This window comes from Scandinavium sp., from assembly GCF_051650185.1.
Lineage (GTDB): Bacteria > Pseudomonadota > Gammaproteobacteria > Enterobacterales > Enterobacteriaceae > Scandinavium.
The window spans coordinates 81,514-104,298 of sequence record NZ_JBOFIN010000125.1 but is presented as its reverse complement, the minus strand read 5'-3'; the positions used below and the strand labels follow the sequence as shown (position 1 = coordinate 104,298).

Sequence of the window (22,785 nt, the reverse complement as noted above, 5' to 3'; positions counted from 1 at the left end):
AGGGTTTACGCGCTGAAGTAAGTTGATATAAATCAAAGGAAAATGGAACATAATCGGGCGTAAAAAATCGCCATCACTCTAAATGAGTAGATCTCATCACTTAAAAAAGTGTGGTTTATCACGAGCGTTGCAGGGTTATTCACCACCCACTCCCTTTTCCCGATCCACCTGGCAATTAAGAGGTAATCCTTTGGGGGCATGGGTATACTCCGGGTGATATCCGAGAATAAGCAGCACTCCCGGATTGCATCCCTGGTCAGGAGCCATGTAGTCGATGTTTAAACGTCTTTTTACCCCGCTTACGCTGGTCAATCAACTGGCGCTTATCGTTTTGCTGTCCACCGCTATCGGTGTGACCGGCATGGCGATTTCTGCGCGTCTGGTTCATGGCGTGCAAGGTAGCGCGCATGCCATCAACAAAGCAGGCTCGTTGCGTATGCAGAGCTATCGCCTGTTGGCGGCCATTCCACTGCATAGCGGCGATCAAAAACTGCTCGATGATATGAACCAGACCGTGTCGAGCCCCGAGCTGATTGAGGCCGCACGCCGCGACGGGCAGCAACAGCAATTGCGCGACTTACAGCAATACTGGCAATCTGAGCTCGCCCCGAGCATGAAAAATGCCCGTAGCCAAAACGTGGTCGCCGGGGAAGTGGCAAGCTTTGTGAACCGTATTGACCAGCTGGTGACCGCCTTCGACCATACCACCGAAAAACGCATTCAGCATGTGGTGTGGGTACATCGTCTGATGGCGGTATGTATGGCGTTGCTGCTGCTATTCACGATTGTCTGGCTGCGTGCTCGTTTGCTCCATCCGTGGGAACAGCTGTTGAGCATGGCGCGTGCCGTCAGCCGTCGGGATTTCACCCAGCGCGCAACAATCAGCGGGCGTAATGAAATGGCGACCCTTGGCATGGCGCTGAATAACATGTCCAAAGAGCTGGCGGAAAGCTACTCCGTGCTGGAACAGCGCGTGCAGGAAAAAACGGCCAATCTCGAACACAAAAACGAGATTCTGGGCTTCCTTTGGCAGGCGAACCGCCGCCTGCATTCACAGGCGCCGCTTTGTGAACGAATCTCTCCTGTGCTCAATGGGTTACAGGAGTTAACGCTGCTTCGCGACATCGAAGTTCGGGTTTACGATGTTGAAGACGAAGAGAACCATCAGGAGTTCAGCTGCCATTCTGAGCTGAATTGTGATGATAAAGGCTGCTTCCTGTGTCCACGAGATCTCCCTGCCTTGCCCGGCGGCGGAACCACTCTGAAATGGCGACTGGGGGATGCGCAGAATCAATTTGGCATCCTGCTGGCGACACTGCCTGCAGGTCGCCATCTGAGCCATGACCAGCAGCAACTGGTCGATACCCTGGTTGAGCAATTGACCGCTACGCTCGCCCTGGACAGACACCAGGAGCGCCAGCACCAGTTAATCGTGATGGAAGAACGCGCCACCATTGCGCGTGAACTGCATGATTCCATCGCCCAGTCCCTTTCCTGCATGAAGATGCAGGTCAGCTGTCTGCAAATGCAGGGCAGCGATCTCTCGGCGGAAAGCCGCCAGTTGCTCAGCCAGATACGCAACGAACTGAATACCTCATGGGCGCAGCTTCGCGAGCTGTTAACCACCTTCCGGTTGCAATTAACTGAGCCGGGTCTGCGTCCGGCGCTGGAAGCCAGCTGTCATGAGTACAGCGCCCGTTTTGGTTTTGACGTGAAGCTGGATTACCAGCTTCCTCCGCGCTTTGTCCCTTCTCATCAGGCGATCCATGCGCTGCAAATCGCCCGTGAAGCCTTGAGCAATGCGCTTAAACACTCTGAAGCTACGGAAGTCACCGTTTCGGTGACGCAGAACGACAATCAGGTTCGACTCACCGTCGCCGACAATGGTCGCGGCGTGTCAGATCATGCCGAGCGAACTAACCACTATGGTTTAATCATTATGCGAGATCGGGCACAAAGCCTGCGCGGCGATTGCCAGGTCAGACGTCGCGATATCGGCGGAACAGAAGTTGTCGTTTCCTTTATTCCAGAAAAACCGCTTCCACAACCCCAAGGAGAAATCCATGAGTAATCAGGAACGGGCCACCATCCTGTTAATTGACGATCACCCGATGCTGCGCACTGGCGTAAAACAGTTAATCAGCATGGCCCCTGATATCCAGGTCGTGGGCGAAGCCAGCAATGGCGAGCAAGGGATTGAGCTTGCAGAATCACTTGATCCCGATTTGATCCTGCTCGACCTCAACATGCCGGGCATGAACGGCCTGGAAACTCTCGATAAGCTGCGCGAAAAAGCGTTGTCTGGGCGGGTGGTCGTATTCAGCGTGTCGAACCATGAAGAAGACGTGGTGACGGCGTTGAAACGTGGCGCAGACGGTTATCTGCTGAAAGATATGGAGCCGGAAGATCTCCTGAAAGCGCTGCAACAGGCCGCCGCAGGTGAAATGGTGCTGAGTGAAGCGCTAACGCCCGTGCTGGCTGCCAGCTTGCGCGCCAACCGCGCGACATCAGACAGAGATATCAATCAGCTCACGCCACGCGAGCGCGATATCCTGAAGCTGATTGCTCAGGGCCTGCCGAACAAAATGATTGCCCGCCGTCTCGATATCACGGAAAGCACCGTAAAAGTCCATGTGAAGCACATGCTGAAGAAAATGAAGCTGAAGTCTCGTGTGGAAGCGGCGGTGTGGGTTCACCAGGAACGCATTTTTTAAGGGTTCCAGAGCGCCTCTGACGTCGCCGCAGGGAAACTCACCAGCGGTTCCGTCAACACCAGCGTGATTTCATTGGAAGAAACGCGCTGCCCTTTTTCATCCTCTGCCACCACCGAAAGATGCCAGCGGTTACTGGCCCCTTCGCTGTAATCCCACGCAGGCATAATCACCGTCCAGCCGTCCGGGCTGTTACGATTGACCGGTGGCGTCAGGCTTAATGCTTGTGAGTCGCCCTGCCACGTCAATGATTTCACTTTAAACCGACTCCGGACCTGTAATTTCAGCGCAACAGTTTCGCCAGGCTGTAAATCCCACGGCGGTGTGGCGAGGAACACTGAGAGCGTTTTACGTTGGCGATATTCAACGACCGGAAGATTGGTTCGTTCCGGGCTGTCATAACGGCTGCCGCGTAATGAGGTAAATGCCGCCACCTCGCCAGATTCGAGCTGTTTCTTTAAAGGAACACCAAAGCGGTAATTGAGCTTCAGGCCCAGGTTATTCTGGCTCACGCCGCTTTCGCCTTGTTTATGGGCGGCGGTAAACGTAACCAGCGGAACCGGGGTGTAATCAAGCCCGAGCGAAACAGCCATCGGGTTGTGGTAACCGGTGCCGGAATGGAACAGGTCGACGCTGTCACCGTAATATTGCTCAAAGCTGACGCTGGTATTGATAAAACGATAGAACGGCAGACGGGCTTTTGCCGTCAGATCATAACCTCGCGCCAGGCGAATTTGTTGAAGATCGCTGTCATCATGCCAGGTATTGAACGGCTGATAATAGTTGGCCGATAAGCGTAAATATTCGCCCCAGGCCTCTGCGCCAAACCCCGCACGTTGAAGATGCTTACCTAAAACGGCGTCGTAAAAAGCGTTGTACCCCAGCAGCCAGTCTCCCGTTATCCAGCGCTGACCCACACCAATGTTGCTCACCAGCCCTTCGTCCCGCTGCGTGAAACCCGCCTGGCTCCACGTCAGATAGCGATCGTTATCATCAAGCGGCACAAACCAACTACCATGACTGCCGGTGAACTTCCCTTCGCCGTCCACCAGCAATTCTGCCGACGCATTTCCCCACGGTGAAAGCCAATAATCGAGCTGCTGATTCACTTCGGCATTCAGCTCATGGCTGAGTTTTTCAATGGCAAAGAGCCGGGCCTGATCGCCCGTATCCAGACCATTATCTTCCATGCTCGCTTCACCAAAGGCTTTGATCACTTCCGCGAGATGCTTTTCACTTTCGTGGTTGTCTGCTGCAATACCCAGGCTTGGGAGTTCTGTGGAGGCATTATCAAAAGGATGTTCAGCTTGTTCGATAAAGGTTTGACGGGCACCTGCGGCACCTCCTGCCAGCGGCAAGAGTAATAACAGCAGAAGTTGAGGGCGGTAAGACAAATACATCCTTAGTATTTTAACGGCTTTGGCTCTTCGTTTCAGCTTCAGGGCGAATTTCAGGAAGATCCTTAAAAATTGACTACATTTAAACCACCTTTCCTGTGTGAGTTGCGCTTATGAGCCCGCCGCTTCGTTTCGCTCTTTGCAGTGCACTGCTGTTCAGTTCCGGCGTGCTTCACGCCAGCGATCTCTTTATTCTGCAATCCCCCGCTTTTGCCGACAACGCGCTTCTTGACCAGAAATTTGCTGGTAATGACCCGAAAAATGCCAATTGCACTGGCAAGAATAATTCGCCACCGCTGGTATGGAGCAACCTTCCGCCTCAAACTCAAAGCCTTGCGCTCATTGTTCACGACCCCGAGGGTCAGAGGGGCCTTGGCGTCACGCATCTGGTGGCCTACAACATCCCCCCTTCTGCCACTGGTTTTGCACCCGACGCGCTGAAATCACCCAATGGCTTTACCGGGGGCAAAAACACGCCCGGCACAAACAGCTGGTATGGCCCCTGCCCGCCGCCCGGTAGCGGAGCCCACCACTATACCTTCACGTTAATTGCCACCGATTTGCCACCGACTCTGCCAGCCGGGCTGACACGCGAAGCGTTGTTCGAGAAGCTCAAAGGGCATCAGCTTGCTGCCGCAGGACTAATTGGCCGCTTTGGACAGTAGCGAGGGAACGCAGTAACATCCTGTTGTCAAAGCTAATTCTATGGAGTGAGTATGCAGAAGATCGTGATTATCGCTAACGGCGCGGCCTACGGCAGCGAGTCCTTATTTAACAGCCTGCGCCTTGCGATTGCTCTGCGAGAACAGGGTCCGTTGGACCTCAGGCTGTTTCTGATGTCCGATGCGGTTACTGCGGGGCTGAAAGGCCAACGGCCTGCGGAGGGCTACAACATTCAGCAAATGCTGGAAATTCTTACCGCTCAAAACGTTCCAGTAAAACTGTGCAAAACCTGCGCCGATGGCAGAGGGATAAGTGACCTCCCGCTGGCAGATGGCGTGGAGATTGGCACGCTGATTGAGCTCGCTCAGTGGACGCTCGCGGCGGACAAAGTATTAACGTTTTGAGTCAAAACGCGCTAATAAAGTCTTTTTTCTTATAGCCCCGCTTCCAGCATCAAGTTCCGGGTTGTGTTGCCGATATGCAAGCCAAACAACACAGCAGGAATATATTATGTTTCGTTCCATTCGCACGCGCATTATCACTGCTACCGCCGGATGTCTGGTGGTAGCGCTGCTTCTTAACACCATCATCAACTATCAAATCACTCGCCGCGATAATCTTGACTCGCAGCGCGAAATGTTAGCCAGCACCCGAACCAGCCACGGTATCGCCATTGCCGATTGGGTCAGCAGTAAAATGGCCATGATCGCCTCGCTGGATCAAGCCGCGCTCAGCGACGACCCTGTCCCACAATTCTTACAAATGGCAAAAGCCGGTGGCTTCAGTAACGTATATGTCGGCTATGCGACGAAAACAGCGAAGTTCTCCGATCCGACCGGGGTGCCAGCGGACTACGACCCCACCAGCCGTCCGTGGTATCAGCAAGTTCTGCATGATGACGCACCGGTGGTCACCGCGCCTTATGTTGACGCTGGCACAGGAAAACTGGTCGTCACGTTTGCCGTCCCGGTAAAAGATAACGGTACGCTTAAAGCCGTGGTAGCCGGGGATGTCACCATGGACAGCGTGGTGGCGAACGTGCGTGAAATTCGCCCGACGCCCAACAGCAGCGGTTTGTTGCTGAACAGCGATGGCAGCGTGATTGCCGCCAGCAACCCTGCATTAACCCTGAAACCGTTCAACGAAGCCATTACGGGAGTGAGCCTGAAATCCCTGGCTGCGGGTAATACCGTCTCAGGCAATCTTGGCGCGAGTGACAAAATTTTCTCTGCCGTTCCTGTTCAGGGCACGCACTGGCTGTTGGTTGTCGCGCTGGATAAGGGTGATGCCACCTCTGGCATGAATGCGCTGCTGAAGGCCTCCGCCATTACGCTTATCTTACTGGTGCTGATTGGCGGCGGTGTGGTGCACCTTTTGGTGGCGACCATGCTCAGGCGTTTACTGACCATTCGCGACGCCATGCTGGCGATTGGGAACGGAACCAACGATTTGTCTCAGCGTCTGCCGGAAGAGGGCAAAGATGAAGTGGCGCAAATCGCTCATGCCTTCAACCTCTTCAGCAACAAGCTGGCGCAGGTGATGCTGCAACTGCGCGATGCCACTTCTTCAGTGCAAACCGCAGCACAGGAAATTGCAGCGGGCAACCGTGATCTTTCTGCCCGAACGGAACAAGCCGCCTCCAGCCTGCGTGAAACGGCGAGCGCCGTAGAGCAGATCACCGCGTCCGTGGCGCAGTCGACGGAATCGGCAACAGCGGCAAGCGCGCAGGCAGAGAAAGCCACCAAAGTCGCCTCGAAAGGCGGCGATGTGGTCTCTAACGCCATCGATACCATGCAGGCTATTGAAAGCGCGTCGGCTAAAATTGGCGACATCACCAGCGTCATCGATGGGATCGCGTTCCAGACCAATATTCTGGCGCTCAATGCCTCTGTCGAAGCGGCCCGTGCAGGTGAACAAGGTCGCGGCTTCGCTGTGGTTGCCGGTGAGGTGCGTAACCTTGCCAGCCGCAGCGCGCAGGCGGCAAAAGAGATTAAAACCTTAATTGATTCGACAACTCAGAGCGTTGCCACAGGCTCACACTATGTGAGACTTGCCGGTGAAACGATGCAGGATATTGTGACCAATATCGGCAGCGTTTCCGGGATCATGCGTGAAATCAGCATTGCCAGCAGCGAGCAAATGCAAGGGATTCAGGAGATTAATCATGCGGTGATCCACCTCGACCGAATGGTGCAACAGAACGCTGAACTGGTGGTGGAGTCCGCCGCAGCGGCGGGCGCATTGCAAAGCCAGGCGGGCGACCTTGCTGCTACTGCGGGTCATTTCCGCATTTAATCTGTCTCTGGCGCAAGTTTGGATGACAAACGCCACGCTGGCTGAATGCTTTCAGGGATAATGTCATTTTTGTTGAATCGTTACGGCATTTTTTGATCAAAATCAGCATCAGCACTCCCCTGCTTTGGTGTTATGCCATGAGTGATTTGTGAACAACATCACACGCAGGAGTTCTCGGCAGGGAGAGCGTTGACTGATGGCGACGGGGTAAAAAAATGGCGATGGTAAAAGCAAGTTTGACATTATTTGGCGGAGATACCGTGGTGGTACGGTGTTCGGAGCGCTGTCACATTCATCTGATGAGCGCGAAAAAGCAGGTGTCGGATGTTCAGACCGATATCCTCAGCGTGCAAAACCGGGAAGATGCTTATCTGACCGTGCCGTACAGCGGGACGTGGAATGTGCTCATCGATAGTCACAGTCAGTCTTTGGAGCACTCGATAAGCTACGTGCCAGCGTGAAACGCCAAAAGCCCGGAAACTCCGGGCTTTCTCTTTTCTGTTACGCAATCCTCGGCAGGTTTTCCCCACCCAGCAAATGACGCACGTTGCTCACCAGCTCATTCAGACACTCATCCTGCATCCCCAGCTTCACCAGCTCTTGTTCGAGCGAGAATAAATACTGGGCATTGGTGCCAAGCGGGCCGCTGGCAGCGGCTATTAGCGGAGCGATAACCTGCACGCTGGTATCGGACTCATACAGCGGATGCCTTGGGTCCATAATGAACACCAGCGCATTCACTGTACGTCCATCATCAAGTTCGAGCTTACACCAGGTCGGCAGATAGCAGCCGGTGATCATTTCCCGCTTCCAGAGCAGCGTCAGCTCCTCTTCCAGCGCACCATCACGCAGGCGATAGGCCACGCCCGTAGTGCGACCGCCCTCTTTCAGGGCAAGCATTCGACCTGGCTGACAGGCGCTACCGCGCCCTGCCGTCAGGCGTAAACAGAAGGCACGGTGCCAGCCGACAAGAGTGCCAGTGGAGGATTCACTGTAATCCAGCGCCGGGTTCCACATCAGCGAACCGTAACCAAAAATCCATACCGGGCCATCATCCGGACGGCAGGCTAACCTGGCGGCAAGCGATGCTGCACGTTGTTCTGGCGACCAGAGTAGCGATTCCTCGATTGCACCAAAGGCCGTTTTACAATCGGCTTTCAGCAAGAAATCACGCGTTAACACTTTTAACCTCCGCCACTGCACACTTCCCTGCGACGACTTATTTCCCTTTAAAATTGCTGAAATAGTATCCAGCTTCCACAAACAATATGCAATGTACGGGCCGCTTGCAAGACAACAGAGCGTCAATAAGGCACAAATAATTCCAGAACGGGGCTACCCCACAGCCGTGTTATTTCTTTTTATGCCATTTGTCATCGTCACCTTTCTGGTAATCATGTTTGACGGCCGCCCACGCCACTTTATGCGCAGTCTCTTCCCGACTGGCGTCATCACGCCGGTCTTCCTTATGCTTATACTGTTCCCAGGCGCTGTTAAAAGCTTCTTTATAGATTTCCTGAGCATGGGCTGGCAGCACGTGCTGCACGCTGTCGGGCAAGTCACTTTTGTCTTTATAAGGCATCGTTACCTCCTGATATTTCCCAGTTAGTGAGTTTGGTTGATTATTTTCAAAGAGGCAAAAAAAGGCATTATTTTGAATAATCATTCATGACAATTTCATGTTATTTAAACAAAAATTAAACATAACGATAGATTTAACTCTGTTTAAAGCTTTTTCTTATCAAGAGGTAAATTTCAGTAAAACAATGCTGAGATGATTCTCGAGTCTGCTATTTTATTGCCTTATGTTATCTATAATTATAAAACCTGCAGAAATGGAGATGATTCATGACACATGCACATGAGGCGGTGAAGACCCGCCACAAGGAGACAACCCTTATTTTCCCGCTGGTAGCACTGGCGGTACTGGCCTTTTTTGGTCACAACCAGTCCCTGCCAGTGGTTATTGGAATCAATATTCTGGCGTTAATCGGTATTTTGAGCAGCGCATTTAGCGTTGTTCGTCACGCAGACGTACTGGCCCACCGCCTCGGCGAACCCTATGGCTCGTTGATTTTAAGCCTTTCAGTGGTCATTCTTGAAGTAAGCCTGATTTCCGCATTAATGGCGACGGGCGATGCCGCTCCAACCCTGATGCGAGACACGCTTTATTCGATCATTATGATCGTAACGGGTGGCCTGGTAGGCTTCTCGCTGCTGTTGGGCGGTCAAAAGTTTGCTACGCAGTACATGAATTTGTTCGGTCTGAAGCAGTACATGATTGCCCTCTTCCCGTTGGCAATTATTGTTCTTGTCTTCCCAATGGCCTTACCGGGCGCGAATTTCTCAACCGGACAGGCATTGCTGGTCGCGCTGATATCCGCAGCGATGTACGGCGTGTTCCTGCTGATTCAGACCAAAACGCACCAGAGTCTCTTCGTGTATGAGCATGAAGATGAAGCCGACGACGACGACCCGCATCACGGCAAGCCTTCCGCGCACAGCAGCCTGTGGCACGCTGTCTGGCTGATCGTTCATCTGATTGCCGTTATCGCGGTCACCAAAATGAATGCCAACCCGCTAGAGACGCTGCTCACCAGCATGAATGCGCCCGTCGCGTTTACCGGCTTCCTGGTCGCGCTGTTGATACTGTCACCGGAAGGTTTAGGAGCACTGAAAGCGGTGTTGAGCAATCAGGTCCAGCGCGCCATGAACCTGTTCTTTGGCTCTGTGCTCGCCACCATTTCATTGACGGTCCCCGTCGTGACGCTGATTGCCTTCGCAACGGGCAATGACCTGCACTTCGCCCTTGGCGCGCCGGAAATGATCGTGATGGTGGCTTCCCTGGTGCTGTGCCACATCTCGTTCTCCACAGGACGCACCAATGTGCTGAACGGTGCCGCGCATCTGGCGCTGTTTGTGGCTTATCTGATGACGATATTTGCCTGACAGCGATGCTTACCCTGCCTGCGCGTAGGCCCGGCAAACGAAGTGCCGCCGGGCATTACCCATAAAAAAACCCGCCGCGGCGGGTTTTTCGTTATCCAAAGAGGATTACTTGCTGGTATCCAGCTCATCGAAGTTTTTCACCAGATCGTCAATGGCTTTGATCTGTTTCAGGAACGGCTCCAGTTTAGCCAGCGGCAGCGCGGATGGGCCGTCGCATTTCGCGTGCTCTGGATCCGGGTGAGCTTCGATAAACAGACCCGCGATACCCGTTGCCATACCCGCACGTGCCAGCTCGGTGACCTGAGCACGACGACCGCTGGAAGCCGCACCAAACGGGTCGCGGCACTGCAGGGCGTGGGTCACGTCGAAAATGACCGGGGAGTTACCGGAAACCGCTTTCATGACGCTGAAGCCCAACATGTCGACCACGAGGTTGTCATAGCCGAACTGGGTGCCACGGTCGCACAGGATCACTTTATCGTTGCCGCCTTCAGCGAACTTATCAACGATGTTCCCCATCTGGCCAGGGCTGACGAACTGCGGTTTTTTCACGTTAATGACTGCGCCGGTTTTCGCCATCGCTTCCACCAGGTCCGTCTGACGTGCCAGGAACGCCGGCAGCTGGATAACATCAACCACTTCCGCAACGGGCTGCGCCTGAGAGGCTTCGTGAACGTCGGTGATGATTTTCACGCCGAAGGCTTGTTTCAGCTCCTGGAAAATCTTCATCCCTTCTTCCAGACCCGGCCCACGGTAGGACTTGATGGAAGAACGGTTGGCTTTATCAAAAGAGGCTTTGAACACGTACGGGATGCCCAGTTTCTGCGTCACGGTGACGTAGTGTTCACAAATGCGCATCGCAAGATCGCGGGACTCCAGCACGTTCATTCCGCCAAACAGCACGAACGGCAGGTCGTTTGCTACTTTGATATCGCCAATGCTAACCACTTTTTGTTTCATAAAATCGCCTTATCAGGAGGTAATCGATTAATGCAAAGTAATCTGTTTGTGCGCGATGTTGTTGATTTGCGCGCGAATAATTTCGCTGATCGGATCTTCCGGGCACTGCTCGACAAAGTAGCTCAGGTCAGTCAGCGCCACGTGCTCGCACTCAAGCTGGGCATAAATCAGGCCGCGATCGCGAATTTCATAGGGATCTTCCGGATTAAACTGCAGCAGCGCTTCGCTGACGCGCAGAGCGAGCTCCATCTGGCGCTCTTCCATCAACGCAGACTTCAGCGTGTCCAGCAGCTTGCGAATAACCTCTGAGTTATCCGCCTCATCCAAATCTTCATTAAACAGTTCTGCCACCGGGCTGATGTTGCCCTTCAGCCACACCTCAAGCGTGTGTTCGTCCAGCGTGTCGCCGGTAAACGGGTTGATAAACCACATTTCCCCGGTTTCCACATCGGCTCGCAGCAGTAACTGGGTCGGAAAAATAACGGGCATCATCGGTATCGACAGGCGACGGGCTATCCACAGCATGATAGCGCCGAGTGACACCGCACTGCCTTCACGATTTTTCAGCACCTTGTCGAGCCACAGAGCATCTGACAAACGGTAAATTCCGTTTGAGGCGCTAAAACCCCATTCGCCGTAGAACAACTCGATTAAGCGTTCCACCTGACGAGTGTCTGTCCAGGATGGGCTGATTTCTTCCTGCGCCAGGCTGACCAGTTGCTCCAGTTCGTCGATAACATACTGGGCCTGGAAATCATCACGGATCAGTTCAGAAATGAGGATCATTCCGTCGCACAAAGGCGCGTTGTTAAATTCAAAATCCGCTAATGACCTCATTACCTACCCCAACTGCAGGCTGCCAACAGGCAGCCAGATAACTTCAAAATGATGCTAATAATAACGCTAAACGCGCTCTCAGTCAGCACTACGTCTTCCCAGCGTCAGCCGTTCGTTGCCGCCATAGTCACGGTAAGTTTCCACTTGCTCATAACCTGCGTGTAAAAACAGCGCCCGCACGTCTTCACCCTGCTTCCAGCCATGTTCAAGCAGCATCCAGCCGCCAGCAACGAGATGCTGACGACCTTCACGGATAATCAACGCAAGGTCCGCCAGCCCTTCTTCTGCCGCCACCAGTGCGGTTTTTGGCTCGAAGCGCACATCGCCTTGCGCAAGATGCGGGTCCTGTTCATCAATGTAAGGCGGATTGCTGACAATCATGCTGAATGTCTGCCCTTCAAGTGCACTGAACCAGTTGCTTTGAAGGAGAGTCACGTTGCGAAGCGCCAGGTTTGTGGCATTTCGCGTGGCGAGTTCCACCGCAGCGGGAACAAAATCCACTGCTGTGACGGCACAATCTGGCCGCTCACTCGCCAGCGCTAACGCGATGGCCCCTGTTCCTGTGCCTAAATCAAGCACCGAGCAAGCCTCGGCAGGCATTCGGGCTAACGCCTGTTCCACCAGACACTCAGTGTCCGGCCGTGGAATGAGCGTGGCAGGCGAGACAAACAGCGGTAACGACCAGAACTCTCGCATGCCGACTAAATGCGCCACCGGCTCACCCTTCATCCGGCGGGCCAGCAAGGTTTCCAGCGCGTCGCTTTGTTCCAGCGTTAATGCTGTTTCATCAAACGCGAGAATAAAAGTGCGAGATTTCCCGGTGACGTGCCCAAGCAATATCTCCGCGTCACGGCGCGGACTTTCACTTTCTGCCAGTCGGCCGATCGCCTGCGTTAACCACTGTTTAAATGTCATCATTCCTGATCGGACAGCGCCGCCAGCTGATCGGCCTGGTATTCCTGGACAATCGGCTCAATAAGCATATCGAGTTTGCCTTCCATCACTTCATCCAGACGATAAAGCGTCAGGTTGATGCGGTGGTCGGTCACACGCCCTTGCGGGAAGTTATAGGTGCGGTTACGGTCGCTGCGATCGCCGCTGCCCAGCAGATTACGGCGTTCTGAGGCTTCCGCCTGCTGGCGTTTTGCCACTTCTGCCGCGCGAATTCTTGCGCCAAGCACCGACAGCGCTTTGGCTTTGTTTTTGTGCTGGGAGCGCTCATCCTGACACTCCACGACAATACCGGTCGGCAAGTGAGTAATACGAATCGCGGAATCGGTGGTGTTAACGTGCTGACCACCCGCACCCGAGGAGCGGAAAGTATCAATACGCAGATCCGCAGGATTGATATCCGGCATTTCCGCTTCAGGCAGTTCAGGCATCACCGCGACGGTACAGGCGGAAGTATGAATACGCCCCTGAGATTCAGTGGCTGGCACGCGCTGTACGCGATGACCGCCGGACTCGAACTTCAGTCGACCATAAACGCCGTCGCCGCTGATTTTAGCGATGACTTCTTTGAATCCACCATGCTCACCTTCGTTGGCGCTCATGATTTCCACGCGCCAGCGGCGTGATTCAGCATAACGGCTGTACATGCGGAACAAGTCGCCCGCAAACAGCGCAGCTTCATCGCCACCGGTTCCGGCACGCACTTCCACAAACGCATTACGCTCATCATCCGGATCTTTTGGCAGCAGCAGCACCTGTAAGTCCTGCTCGAGCTGCTCACCTCGGGTTTTGGCTTCCTGCAGCTCTTCCTGCGCCATTTCGCGCATTTCCGGATCGTCGAGCATCATCTGTGCCGTTTCAATGTCTTCCTGCACCTGCTGCCAGTCGGAAAAACATTTGGCGACGTCGCTAAGCTGTGCGTATTCCTTTGAAAGTGCACGAAAACGCTCCTGGTCGGCAATCGTGCTGGCATCACCCAGCAGAGCCTGAACTTCTTCATGGCGCTCGTGCAGCGCTTCCAGTTTGGCAACAATAGACGGCTTCATAGGCGTAAATTCACCCTGTAATTAGAATTTGAGAGAGCAGCGCTACTCCAGCCCGAGGCTGTCGCGCAGAATATTCAGGCGTTCGTCATCCCCGTCACGGGCAGCCTGTTGAAGTGATTTGGTTGGAGCGTGGATCAGGCGATTGGTCAGCTTACGCGCCAGATCCTGCATAATGGCTTCGGCGTCGCCGCCTTGTTGTAACGCAGCCAGCGCGCGAGCAGTGAGTTCTTCACGCACAACGTCCGCCTGCGAGCGGTATTCTCGAATGGTCTCGCTGACGCTTTGCGCTCGCAGCCAGGCCATAAACTCGCTGGCTTCCTGTTCGACAATCGTTTCAGCCTGCTGAGCGGCCGCTTTGCGCTGCGCCAGATTGTGCTGAATGATGTTTTGCAGGTCGTCCACGCTGTAGAGATAAGCGTTGGCTAATTTGCCCACTTCCGGTTCAACATCACGCGGAACGGCGATATCCACCAATAGCATCGGCTGATTTCGGCGTGCTTTCAGGGCGCGCTCAACCATGCCTTTACCGATAATCGGCAGCGGGCTGGCGGTGGAACTGATGATGATATCAGCCTCTTTCAGGCGCTCGTCGACATCGCTAAGCGCAATTACCTCGGCACCCACTTCATCCGCAAGCACTTGCGCACGTTCACGGGTACGGTTGGCAATCAGCATTTTTTTGACGCGATGTTCACGCAGATGACGGGCAACGAGCTCAATGGTCTCTCCCGCGCCCACCAGCAAGACGGTGACGGACGAGAGCGACTCAAAGATTTGCCGGGCCAGCGTGCAGGCCGCAAACGCGACAGACACCGCACTGGCACCGATATCGGTTTCCGTGCGGACGCGTTTTGCCACAGAGAAAGATTTCTGGAACATGCGTTCCAGCTCACTGACGTTGAGATGGCCACGGCTGGAATCCGCGAAGGCTTTTTTGACCTGCCCAAGAATTTGCGGCTCACCCAGGATCAGCGAATCAAGACCACTGGCGACGCGCATCAGATGGCTAACTGCATCGTCATCCTGGTGCCAGTAAAGGCTTTTGCGCAGGTCTTCTTCGTTGAGCTGATGATAATCACACAGCCAGCGAATCAGGGATTCCTGCAAATTCTCTTGCTCTTCAACGCTGAGATAGAGCTCGGTACGGTTACACGTCGACAGCACCACACCGCCCTGCACCATCGGCTGGGAAAGCAGGCTTTCCAGCGCCTGATCGAGCGTATCCGGCGAAAACGAAACACGTTCTCGCAGCGCGACCGGAGCGGTTTTATGGTTAATGCCTAGTGCCAGGAGCGTCATGAATGCAGGAGTAGTACCAGCGTTGATAAGGTTAGTCTGAGCGCATCATACAGGATGCGCAAGGTCAATAAAAGAGACGGCCCCCTTTCGGAGTAATCGGTAATATCATGATTTGGGACAACTTGAACGTAGACGCTGCCCGCACACGGCGCTAGCATTGAGGGTTATAACTGCAACGTATATCAAGGATTTTTCGATGAGCTTAACCCGTGTAATGCGCCTGATGCCGCTGGCTGCGCTGGTCCTGACCGCCTGTACCCTCAACGCGCCGAAAGGCCCTGGCAAAAGCCCGGATTCCCCTCAGTGGCAACAGCATCAGCAGGAAGTGCGTCAGCTCAACCAGTATCAAACTCGCGGCGCCTTTGCTTTCCTGTCCGATGACCAGAAAGTGTATGCCCGTTTCTTCTGGCAGCAGACCGGCAAAGATAACTATCGCCTGCTGCTGACCAACCCGCTGGGCAGCACCGAGTTGTCGCTGACGGCACAGCCAGGCAGCGTGACGCTCATCGACAACAAAGGAAAATCCTACACCTCTACGGATGCCGAAGAGATGATCGGCAAACTGACCGGCATGCCGATTCCGTTGAACAGCCTGCGTCAGTGGATCCTGGGGCTGCCGGGCGATGCCACCGATTACAAACTTGATGACCAGGCTCGTCTGAGCGAACTGAACTACACCCAGGACGGCAAAACCTGGAAAGTGGTGTACAGCGGCTATGACAGTGACAGCAAACCTTCCCTGCCTTCCAATATGGAACTGACCCAGGGCAGCGAGCGCATCAAACTCAAAATGGATAGCTGGATAGTCAAATGAGTACCCGTTGGCCCTCCCCGGCAAAGCTGAATCTTTTTCTCTACATCACCGGTCAGCGTGCCGATGGTTATCACACGTTGCAGACGCTGTTTCAGTTTCTTGATTACGGCGACACGATAACCATCGATGTCCGAAACGACGGTGAGCTGCATCTTCTGACGCCTGTTGAGGGCGTGCCGGATGAAGAAAACTTGATCGTGCGTGCCGCCCGATTGCTGATGAAAGCGGCGAGTGACACTGGCCGTCTGACGGAAAATGCTGGCGCTGATATCAGTATCGACAAGCGCTTACCGATGGGCGGCGGTCTTGGTGGGGGGTCATCCAATGCAGCAACCGTACTGGTGGCACTCAATCATCTGTGGCGCTGCGGCCTGTCCGTCGATGAACTGGCTGCCATTGGCCTGACGCTCGGCGCTGATGTGCCCGTTTTTGTTCGCGGACACGCCGCCTTTGCTGAAGGCGTGGGCGAAGTCCTGACGCCGGTCACCGTGCCTGAAAAATGGTACCTGGTGGCCCATCCTGGCGTGAGCATCCCAACGCCTGTGATTTTCAAAGATCCTGAACTGCCCAGAAATTCACCGCACAGGTCAATTGAAACGTTACTAAACTGTGAATTCAGCAACGATTGCGAGGTTATCGCAAGAAAACGATTTCGTAAGGTTGATGCGGCGCTTTCCTGGCTGTTAGAATACGCCCCGTCGCGCCTGACTGGCACAGGGGCCTGTGTGTTTGCTGAATTTGACACCGAATCCGCTGCCCGCCAGGTGCTTGAGCAAGCCCCGGAATGGCTGCAGGGCTTTATCGCCCGCGGTGTAAACACTTCACCGTTAATGCAGGCTTTAGAAGGGGCAGACTGAGTTTCGGTGACAACGTCACCCCGTTCCAGACGTTGCATCGTGCTCTTTAATACACCGCCTGGATGAAATGCGCCTGGCCCGCACAGTTTTTGGCCCATTCATCCACCACTGGACGCATGCCTGAGGTTCTTCTCGTGCCTGATATGAAGCTTTTTGCTGGTAACGCTACCCCGGAACTAGCACAACGTATTGCCAACCGCCTGTACACTTCTCTTGGCGACGCCGCTGTAGGTCGTTTTAGCGACGGCGAAGTCAGCGTACAAATCAACGAAAACGTACGCGGTGGTGATATTTTCATCATCCAGTCCACTTGTGCCCCAACTAACGACAACCTGATGGAATTGGTTGTCATGGTCGATGCTCTGCGCCGTGCTTCCGCAGGCCGTATCACCGCCGTAATCCCTTACTTTGGCTATGCCCGTCAGGACCGCCGTGTGCGTTCTGCTCGTGTGCCAATCACTGCCAAAGTTGTCGCGGACTTCCTGTCCAGCGTCGGCGTTGACCGCGTACTGACCGTTGACCTGCATGCTGAACAGATTCAGGGCTTCTTCGATGTACCCGTAGACAACGTCTTCGGCAGCCCAATCCTGCTGGAAGATATGCTGCAACTGAAACTGGAAAACCCTATTGTGGTTTCTCCGGACATCGGTGGCGTAGTACGTGCACGTGCTATCGCTAAGCTTTTGAATGACACCGACATGGCTATCATCGATAAGCGTCGTCCGCGCGCTAACGTTTCTCAGGTGATGCACATCATCGGTGACGTAGCGGGTCGTGACTGCGTCCTGGTTGATGACATGATCGACACCGGCGGCACTCTGTGCAAAGCCGCCGAGGCGCTGAAAGAGCGTGGTGCGAAACGCGTGTTCGCCTACGCGACTCACCCAATCTTCTCTGGCAATGCGGCAAGTAACCTGCGTAACTCCGTCATCGACGAAGTTATCGTCTGCGATACCATCCCACTGTCTGATGAAATTAAAGCGCTGCCAAACGTCCGTACCCTGACTCTGTCAGGCATGCTGGCGGAAGCGATTCGTCGTATCAGCAACGAAGAATCCATCTCTGCTATGTTCGAGCATTAATCGGGCACGGTATAAAAACCCGCTGCGGCGGGTTTTTTTATTTCTTATCAACCATTTGTATGACTAATGCCTCCTTCATTTGTTATCTGATACACAAATGATGCGCTCATGGATGAAGACCCTGTGAACAAAGCCACACTCGCAGATATCTTGCCGTTTCGCGCCCTCATCGACGCCTGCTGGAAAGAAAAGTACACCGCTAGCCGCTTTACTCGCGATCTTATCGCCGGCATAACCGTCGGGATCATTGCCATTCCCCTGGCGATGGCGCTGGCGATTGGCAGCGGCGTTGCTCCCCAATACGGCCTCTACACTTCCGCGGTCGCCGGGATAGTTATCGCCCTCGCTGGCGGTTCGCGTTTCAGCGTCTCCGGCCCTACTGCTGCGTTTGTGGTGATCCTCTATCCCGTTTCTCAGCAGTTCGGGCTTGCCGGGTTACTGATGGCGACACTGCTTTCTGGATTGTTCCTGGTGCTCTTCGGTCTTGCGCGTTTTGGCCGTCTTATCGAATACATTCCCGTCTCGGTCACGCTCGGTTTCACCTCCGGGATTGGGATAACCATTGCCACCATGCAGATTAAAGATTTCTTTGGCCTGCAATTGTCTCCTATGCCGGAACACTACTGGCAGAAAGTGGGCGCTTTGGTCATGGCGCTGCCGACAGTCAATCCGGGTGATGCGGCAATCGGCATCGTGACTCTCGGCATACTTATCTTCTGGCCACGGCTGGGGATTCGCCTGCCCGGCCATTTACCGGCGTTGCTGGCCGGTTGTGCGGTAATGGGCATCGTGAATTTATTGGGCGGGCACGTCGCGACCATCGGCTCACAGTTTCACTACGTGTTAAGCGATGGCACCCAGGGCAACGGCATTCCACAGTTGCTTCCACAAGTGGTGCTGCCGTGGAATATGCCGGAATCGAGTTTCGAACTGAGCTGGACGTCGCTTCAGGCGCTGCTGCCTGCGGCATTTTCTATGGCGATGCTCGGTGCCATCGAATCATTACTGTGCGCTGTGGTACTGGATGGCATGACGGGCACGCGCCATAAAGCGAACAATGAGCTGATCGGCCAGGGCCTCGGCAACATGATTGCGCCGTTCTTTGGCGGGATCACCGCTACTGCGGCCATCGCCCGGTCGGCCGCTAACGTACGTGCTGGCGCAACGTCACCTGTCGCTGCGGTTATCCACGCGATACTGGTCATTATGGCGTTGCTGGTGCTCGCGCCGCTGCTGTCATGGCTGCCGCTTTCCGCCATGGCCGCGTTACTACTGATGGTGGCCTGGAACATGAGCGAGGCGCACAAAGTTGTGCATCTGCTGCGCCGGGCTCCGGTCGATGACATCATTGTGATGCTGATTTGTCTGTCGCTCACCGTGCTGTTCGACATGGTTATCGCCATCAGCGTGGGTATCGTGCTGGCCTCACTGTTATTCATGCGCCGCATCGCGAGAATGACGCATCTTGCCCCAGTGAATGTTTCCGTTCCCGATGATGTTCTGGTCGTCAGGGTCATAGGTCCGCTCTTTTTCGCTGCGGCAGAGAATGTGTTTATCGATCTGGAAAGTAAAATCGCAGGCAAACGCATTGTGGTACTGAAGTGGGACGCGGTTCCGGTGCTGGATGCGGGGGGTCTCGAAGCGTTCCAGCGGTTCGTCAGCAAATTGCCTGAAGGCTGCGAATTGCGTGTGTCCAACCTGGAGTTTCAGCCGTTACGCACGCTGGCCCGCGCCGGAGTTAAACCGATTGCTGGCAGGCTCGCATTTTTCCCCGATCGCGATGCAGCGCTGGCTGATATTAGCGATAATGCCTGACTGAACAACGACTTTAGCCTACTAAAAGGATGACTATGCTCACGCAAGCCCCGCGACTGGAAACGGAACGACTGATACTGCGTCATTTTGCCGTGGAGGATTTTGACGATTTAGCAGCCTTCTGGGCAAACCCGGGAGTGGTGAAATTTATCGGCGGGGAACCGCAAAGTGCGGAAGTCAGCTGGAACCGTCTGTTGCGCTATATCGGGCATTGGCAGGTTCTCGGTTACGGCTATTGGGCGGTGTTTGAAAAGAGTTCCAACCGTTATATCGGTTCGTTTGGCTTGCAAGAGGCGAAACGCGATTTAACGCCTGCGCTAAGTTCCCCGGAAGCGGGCTGGGCGCTGACGCCAGAAGTGCACGGCAAGGGCTATGCGAAAGAAGCATTAACAGCGATGTTTGCCTGGGCGGATAAAGCGCTGAATGCGCCAACCTGCTGCATCATTGATGAAGACAACCACCGGTCAATCCATCTGGCGGAGCGTTTTGGTTTTCAGTTCCAGCACCAGGTCATTTATCACGGCAAAGCAATAGGCATGTATACGCGCCCTGCTCAGTAAAACTGCCCGTTCTTGCCCGGCGGCACTTCGTTTGCTCGGGCCTACGATTTTGCAGGTTCGGCTTGTAGGCCCGGTAAGGTATCGCCGCCACCGGGCAAGCAGGCTCACCCATTTCTAATATGAGAAACGGCTCCCGAAGGAGCCGTTCTGCTAAAACTTAGCTGTGGCGGTGGCTGTCCCGACGACAGCGCTTGTCATAGTGACGCACCCACCAGTATCGGTCGCTGACCTGCTCATGACCACTGACACGAGCACCTGCAAGCCACAAGACAGCCCCGAGGAAGATACTCAACACGGCGCCATGGGCGAAAAACTGCGGCAGGTTAAGTTGCGGAAGCTGGTTTAAAATAGAGTAACCGACGCCGACAACCATCACCACCAATCCTAAACCCATGAGCACGTTACCGAGTCGCGAAGCGTTTCTGCGTTTCATATGTCACCTCCGGAACTTTGGGTTGACAGGGAATACCCCTGGTCCTTGTGTGTAAAGTATAGACAACACCTTTGTCTTTAAGTGCGCATGCGATCACAATTACGAACATCTGAGCAACAAAACTTTACAAATAACAAACTGAACTTTATGTATTTTAATTATCCAGCAACGTAACTATTCACCAGACAAATCGTCTGGCTTACGGCATTTTGTCAACCGCAGCGATTACAGTACACTACGCGCCAGATATCGACGCACTCAGGACTAAACACGTGACGATTAAACTGATTGTCGGCCTCGCCAATCCGGGGGCCGAATATGCCGCGACTCGCCATAACGCAGGCGCATGGTATGTGGATTTACTGGCTGAACGCTTTCGCGCGCCGCTGCGCGAAGAGAGCAAATTCTTCGGCTACACCTCGCGTATCAACGTTGATGGTGAAGACGTCCGTCTGTTGGTACCCACCACGTTCATGAACCTCAGCGGGAAATCCGTGGCCGCAATGGCCACCTTCTTCCGCATTGCGCCTGACGAAATTCTGGTGGCGCATGATGAACTGGATCTGCCACCGGGTGTGGCGAAATTTAAACTGGGTGGCGGCCATGGCGGCCACAACGGATTAAAAGACATTATCAGCAAGCTTGGCAATAACCCGAATTTTCACCGTTTACGCGTGGGAATTGGCCATCCGGGCGATAAAAACAAAGTTGTCGGCTTTGTTCTGGGCAAGCCCCCTGCTTCTGAACAGAAGCTGATAGACGAAGCGGTAGACGAAGCGGCACGCTGCACGGAAGTGTGGCTGAAAGATGGCCTGACCAAAGCGACCAACCGCTTACACGCTTTTAAAGCACAATAACGCCCGGCGGGCGGCAATTTTGCCCTCCGCCGTGTATAATAGGCGAAGTTGTTTACTTTTCTGCAATCTGTTACTTGCAACAGGTTGATTATCAAAGATTAAGGTGATTTACATCATGGGATTTAAATGCGGTATCGTCGGTCTGCCTAACGTAGGCAAATCCACCCTGTTCAACGCGCTCACCAAAGCGGGCATCGAAGCAGCCAACTTCCCGTTCTGTACTATCGAGCCGAACACCGGTGTGGTACCCATGCCCGATCCGCGTCTGGATCAGCTCGCTGAAATCGTGAAGCCACAGCGCATCCTGCCCACCACCATGGAATTTGTCGACATCGCCGGTCTGGTGAAAGGCGCGTCCAAAGGTGAAGGCCTGGGTAACCAGTTCCTGACCAACATCCGTGAAACCGAAGCGATTGGCCACGTGGTTCGCTGCTTTGAAAATGACAACATCATTCACGTGAATAACAAAGTCGACCCGGCTGATGATATCGATGTTATCAACACCGAACTGGCGCTGTCAGATCTCGATACCTGCGAACGTGCATTGCATCGTGTGCAGAAGAAAGCCAAAGGCGGTGACAAAGACGCAAAAGCAGAACAAGCTGCGCTGGAAAAATGCCTGCCACAGCTGGAAAACGCCGGTATGCTGCGCGCGCTGAAGAACCTCACCGAGGAAGACAAAGCGGCAATCAAATACCTGAGCTTCCTGACCCTGAAGCCAACCATGTACATCGCCAACGTTAACGAAGACGGTTTCGAAAACAACCCGTACCTCGATAAAGTGCGTGAGATTGCCGCAGCAGAAGGTTCCGTCGTGGTTGCCGTTTGTGCGGCCGTTGAATCCGATATCGCCGAACTGGATGACGCAGATCGTGATGAGTTCATGGCAGAACTGGGTCTGGAAGAACCAGGTCTGAACCGCGTGATCCGCGCAGGTTACGAGCTGCTGAATCTGCAAACTTACTTCACCGCTGGCGTGAAAGAAGTTCGCGCATGGACTATCCCTGTCGGCGCAACGGCCCCACAGGCCGCAGGTAAAATCCACACCGACTTCGAAAAAGGCTTTATCCGCGCTCAGACTATCGCCTTCGAAGACTTCATCACCTACAAAGGTGAACAGGGTGCGAAAGAAGCCGGCAAGATGCGCGCCGAAGGGAAAGACTACGTCGTGAAAGATGGCGACGTGATGAACTTCCTGTTCAACGTCTAATCCCGACCTGCACAAAGTGGGAAGCCACACCCAACTCAGGCCCACGCAT

The 22,785-nt window shown here is 54.3% G+C and carries 23 protein-coding genes; 14 read left to right on the top strand and 9 right to left on the bottom strand.

Translation table 11 applies throughout. From position 1 onward, the window contains the following. Window positions 1–274: 274 nt before the first annotated feature. Together narX and narL are read left to right on the top strand one after the other, a co-directional pair. On the top strand, window positions 275–2,071 hold the full coding sequence (gene narX / locus ACRCWW_RS16755) for a nitrate/nitrite two-component system sensor histidine kinase NarX (protein WP_438683404.1): 1,797 nt from the start codon (window positions 275–277) through the stop codon (window positions 2,069–2,071). Further along, window positions 2,064–2,714 carry a two-component system response regulator NarL gene (gene narL / locus ACRCWW_RS16750; RefSeq protein WP_438683403.1) on the top strand — a complete coding sequence of 217 codons (651 nt, stop codon included), beginning with the start codon at window positions 2,064–2,066 and terminating at the stop codon, window positions 2,712–2,714. The genes narX and narL overlap by 8 nt, the downstream gene beginning before the upstream one ends. Here the strand turns inward: narL and ACRCWW_RS16745 are convergent. After that, window positions 2,711–4,111: a YchO/YchP family invasin gene (locus ACRCWW_RS16745; protein WP_438683402.1), complete on the bottom strand. Its 1,401-nt coding sequence runs from the start codon at window positions 4,109–4,111 to the stop codon at window positions 2,711–2,713. The genes narL and ACRCWW_RS16745 overlap by 4 nt on opposite strands. Window positions 4,112–4,221: 110 nt before the next feature. Between ACRCWW_RS16745 and ACRCWW_RS16740 the strand changes: the two genes are divergently transcribed. From ACRCWW_RS16740 to ACRCWW_RS16725, 4 genes are all read left to right on the top strand, one after another. Next, window positions 4,222–4,773 carry a YbhB/YbcL family Raf kinase inhibitor-like protein gene (locus ACRCWW_RS16740; protein WP_438683401.1) on the top strand — a complete coding sequence of 184 codons (552 nt, stop codon included), beginning with the start codon at window positions 4,222–4,224 and terminating at the stop codon, window positions 4,771–4,773. 51 nt (window positions 4,774–4,824) lie between these two features. Continuing rightward, window positions 4,825–5,175 (top strand): DsrE/DsrF/TusD sulfur relay family protein, encoded by a 351-nt coding sequence (locus tag ACRCWW_RS16735; RefSeq protein WP_438683400.1) that lies wholly within the window; start codon window positions 4,825–4,827, stop codon window positions 5,173–5,175. A 106-nt stretch (window positions 5,176–5,281) separates the two neighbouring features. Continuing rightward, window positions 5,282–7,066 carry a methyl-accepting chemotaxis protein gene (locus ACRCWW_RS16730; protein WP_438683399.1) on the top strand — a complete coding sequence of 595 codons (1,785 nt, stop codon included), beginning with the start codon at window positions 5,282–5,284 and terminating at the stop codon, window positions 7,064–7,066. A gap of 215 nt (window positions 7,067–7,281) precedes the next feature. Beyond that, window positions 7,282–7,527, top strand: coding sequence for a DUF1883 domain-containing protein (locus ACRCWW_RS16725; protein ID WP_438683398.1), 246 nt, complete (start codon window positions 7,282–7,284; stop codon window positions 7,525–7,527). A 40-nt stretch (window positions 7,528–7,567) separates the two neighbouring features. Here ACRCWW_RS16725 and ACRCWW_RS16720 read toward each other — a convergent pair whose 3' ends face one another. After that, window positions 7,568–8,248, bottom strand: coding sequence for a gamma-glutamylcyclotransferase (locus tag ACRCWW_RS16720; RefSeq protein WP_438683397.1), 681 nt, complete (start codon window positions 8,246–8,248; stop codon window positions 7,568–7,570). A gap of 169 nt (window positions 8,249–8,417) precedes the next feature. After that, window positions 8,418–8,648, bottom strand: a complete 231-nt coding sequence (gene chaB / locus ACRCWW_RS16715) for a putative cation transport regulator ChaB (protein ID WP_438683396.1) — start codon at window positions 8,646–8,648, stop codon at window positions 8,418–8,420. Window positions 8,649–8,914: 266 nt separating this feature from the next. Here chaB and chaA point away from each other — a divergent pair, with 266 nt between their 5' ends. Beyond that, window positions 8,915–10,015 carry a sodium-potassium/proton antiporter ChaA gene (gene chaA / locus ACRCWW_RS16710; RefSeq protein WP_438683395.1) on the top strand — a complete coding sequence of 367 codons (1,101 nt, stop codon included), beginning with the start codon at window positions 8,915–8,917 and terminating at the stop codon, window positions 10,013–10,015. Between the two features lie 105 nt (window positions 10,016–10,120). Here chaA and kdsA read toward each other — a convergent pair whose 3' ends face one another. From kdsA to hemA, 5 genes are all read right to left on the bottom strand, one after another. After that, window positions 10,121–10,975 (bottom strand): 3-deoxy-8-phosphooctulonate synthase, encoded by an 855-nt coding sequence (kdsA, locus tag ACRCWW_RS16705; protein ID WP_438683394.1) that lies wholly within the window; start codon window positions 10,973–10,975, stop codon window positions 10,121–10,123. A gap of 27 nt (window positions 10,976–11,002) precedes the next feature. Beyond that, window positions 11,003–11,812 (bottom strand): invasion regulator SirB1, encoded by an 810-nt coding sequence (sirB1, locus tag ACRCWW_RS16700; protein WP_438683393.1) that lies wholly within the window; start codon window positions 11,810–11,812, stop codon window positions 11,003–11,005. Window positions 11,813–11,890: 78 nt separating this feature from the next. After that, entirely contained in the window at window positions 11,891–12,727 is an 837-nt protein-coding gene (gene prmC / locus ACRCWW_RS16695; protein WP_438683423.1) for a peptide chain release factor N(5)-glutamine methyltransferase, read from the bottom strand. After that, window positions 12,727–13,809, bottom strand: a complete 1,083-nt coding sequence (gene prfA / locus ACRCWW_RS16690; RefSeq protein WP_438683392.1) for a peptide chain release factor 1 — start codon at window positions 13,807–13,809, stop codon at window positions 12,727–12,729. Before prfA ends, prmC begins: the two co-directional genes overlap by 1 nt. A gap of 42 nt (window positions 13,810–13,851) precedes the next feature. Continuing rightward, window positions 13,852–15,108: a glutamyl-tRNA reductase gene (hemA, locus tag ACRCWW_RS16685; protein ID WP_330982717.1), complete on the bottom strand. Its 1,257-nt coding sequence runs from the start codon at window positions 15,106–15,108 to the stop codon at window positions 13,852–13,854. 196 nt (window positions 15,109–15,304) lie between these two features. On the opposite strand from hemA, the gene lolB reads away from it, so the two are divergent. From lolB to ACRCWW_RS16660, 5 genes are all read left to right on the top strand, one after another. After that, window positions 15,305–15,922, top strand: coding sequence for a lipoprotein insertase outer membrane protein LolB (gene lolB, locus ACRCWW_RS16680; protein ID WP_438683391.1), 618 nt, complete (start codon window positions 15,305–15,307; stop codon window positions 15,920–15,922). Then, window positions 15,919–16,779, top strand: a complete 861-nt coding sequence (ispE, locus tag ACRCWW_RS16675; protein ID WP_438683390.1) for a 4-(cytidine 5'-diphospho)-2-C-methyl-D-erythritol kinase — start codon at window positions 15,919–15,921, stop codon at window positions 16,777–16,779. The genes lolB and ispE overlap by 4 nt, the downstream gene beginning before the upstream one ends. 134 nt (window positions 16,780–16,913) lie before the next feature. Beyond that, entirely contained in the window at window positions 16,914–17,861 is a 948-nt protein-coding gene (prs, locus tag ACRCWW_RS16670) for a ribose-phosphate diphosphokinase (RefSeq protein ID WP_097164424.1), read from the top strand. A gap of 108 nt (window positions 17,862–17,969) precedes the next feature. Further along, window positions 17,970–19,676, top strand: coding sequence for a C4-dicarboxylic acid transporter DauA (gene dauA, locus ACRCWW_RS16665; protein WP_438683389.1), 1,707 nt, complete (start codon window positions 17,970–17,972; stop codon window positions 19,674–19,676). A 35-nt stretch (window positions 19,677–19,711) separates the two neighbouring features. Next, window positions 19,712–20,236 (top strand): GNAT family N-acetyltransferase, encoded by a 525-nt coding sequence (locus tag ACRCWW_RS16660; protein ID WP_438683388.1) that lies wholly within the window; start codon window positions 19,712–19,714, stop codon window positions 20,234–20,236. A 157-nt stretch (window positions 20,237–20,393) separates the two neighbouring features. On the opposite strand, the gene ychH is transcribed toward ACRCWW_RS16660, so the two are convergent. Further along, complete coding sequence (ychH, locus tag ACRCWW_RS16655) at window positions 20,394–20,669, bottom strand: stress-induced protein YchH (RefSeq protein ID WP_154161476.1); 276 nt, start codon at window positions 20,667–20,669, stop codon at window positions 20,394–20,396. A 272-nt stretch (window positions 20,670–20,941) separates the two neighbouring features. Here ychH and pth point away from each other — a divergent pair, with 272 nt between their 5' ends. Together pth and ychF are read left to right on the top strand one after the other, a co-directional pair. After that, window positions 20,942–21,526 carry an aminoacyl-tRNA hydrolase gene (gene pth, locus ACRCWW_RS16650; protein WP_404656826.1) on the top strand — a complete coding sequence of 195 codons (585 nt, stop codon included), beginning with the start codon at window positions 20,942–20,944 and terminating at the stop codon, window positions 21,524–21,526. A gap of 115 nt (window positions 21,527–21,641) precedes the next feature. Further along, window positions 21,642–22,736 carry a redox-regulated ATPase YchF gene (gene ychF, locus ACRCWW_RS16645; RefSeq protein ID WP_438683387.1) on the top strand — a complete coding sequence of 365 codons (1,095 nt, stop codon included), beginning with the start codon at window positions 21,642–21,644 and terminating at the stop codon, window positions 22,734–22,736. Window positions 22,737–22,785 lie beyond the last annotated feature (49 nt).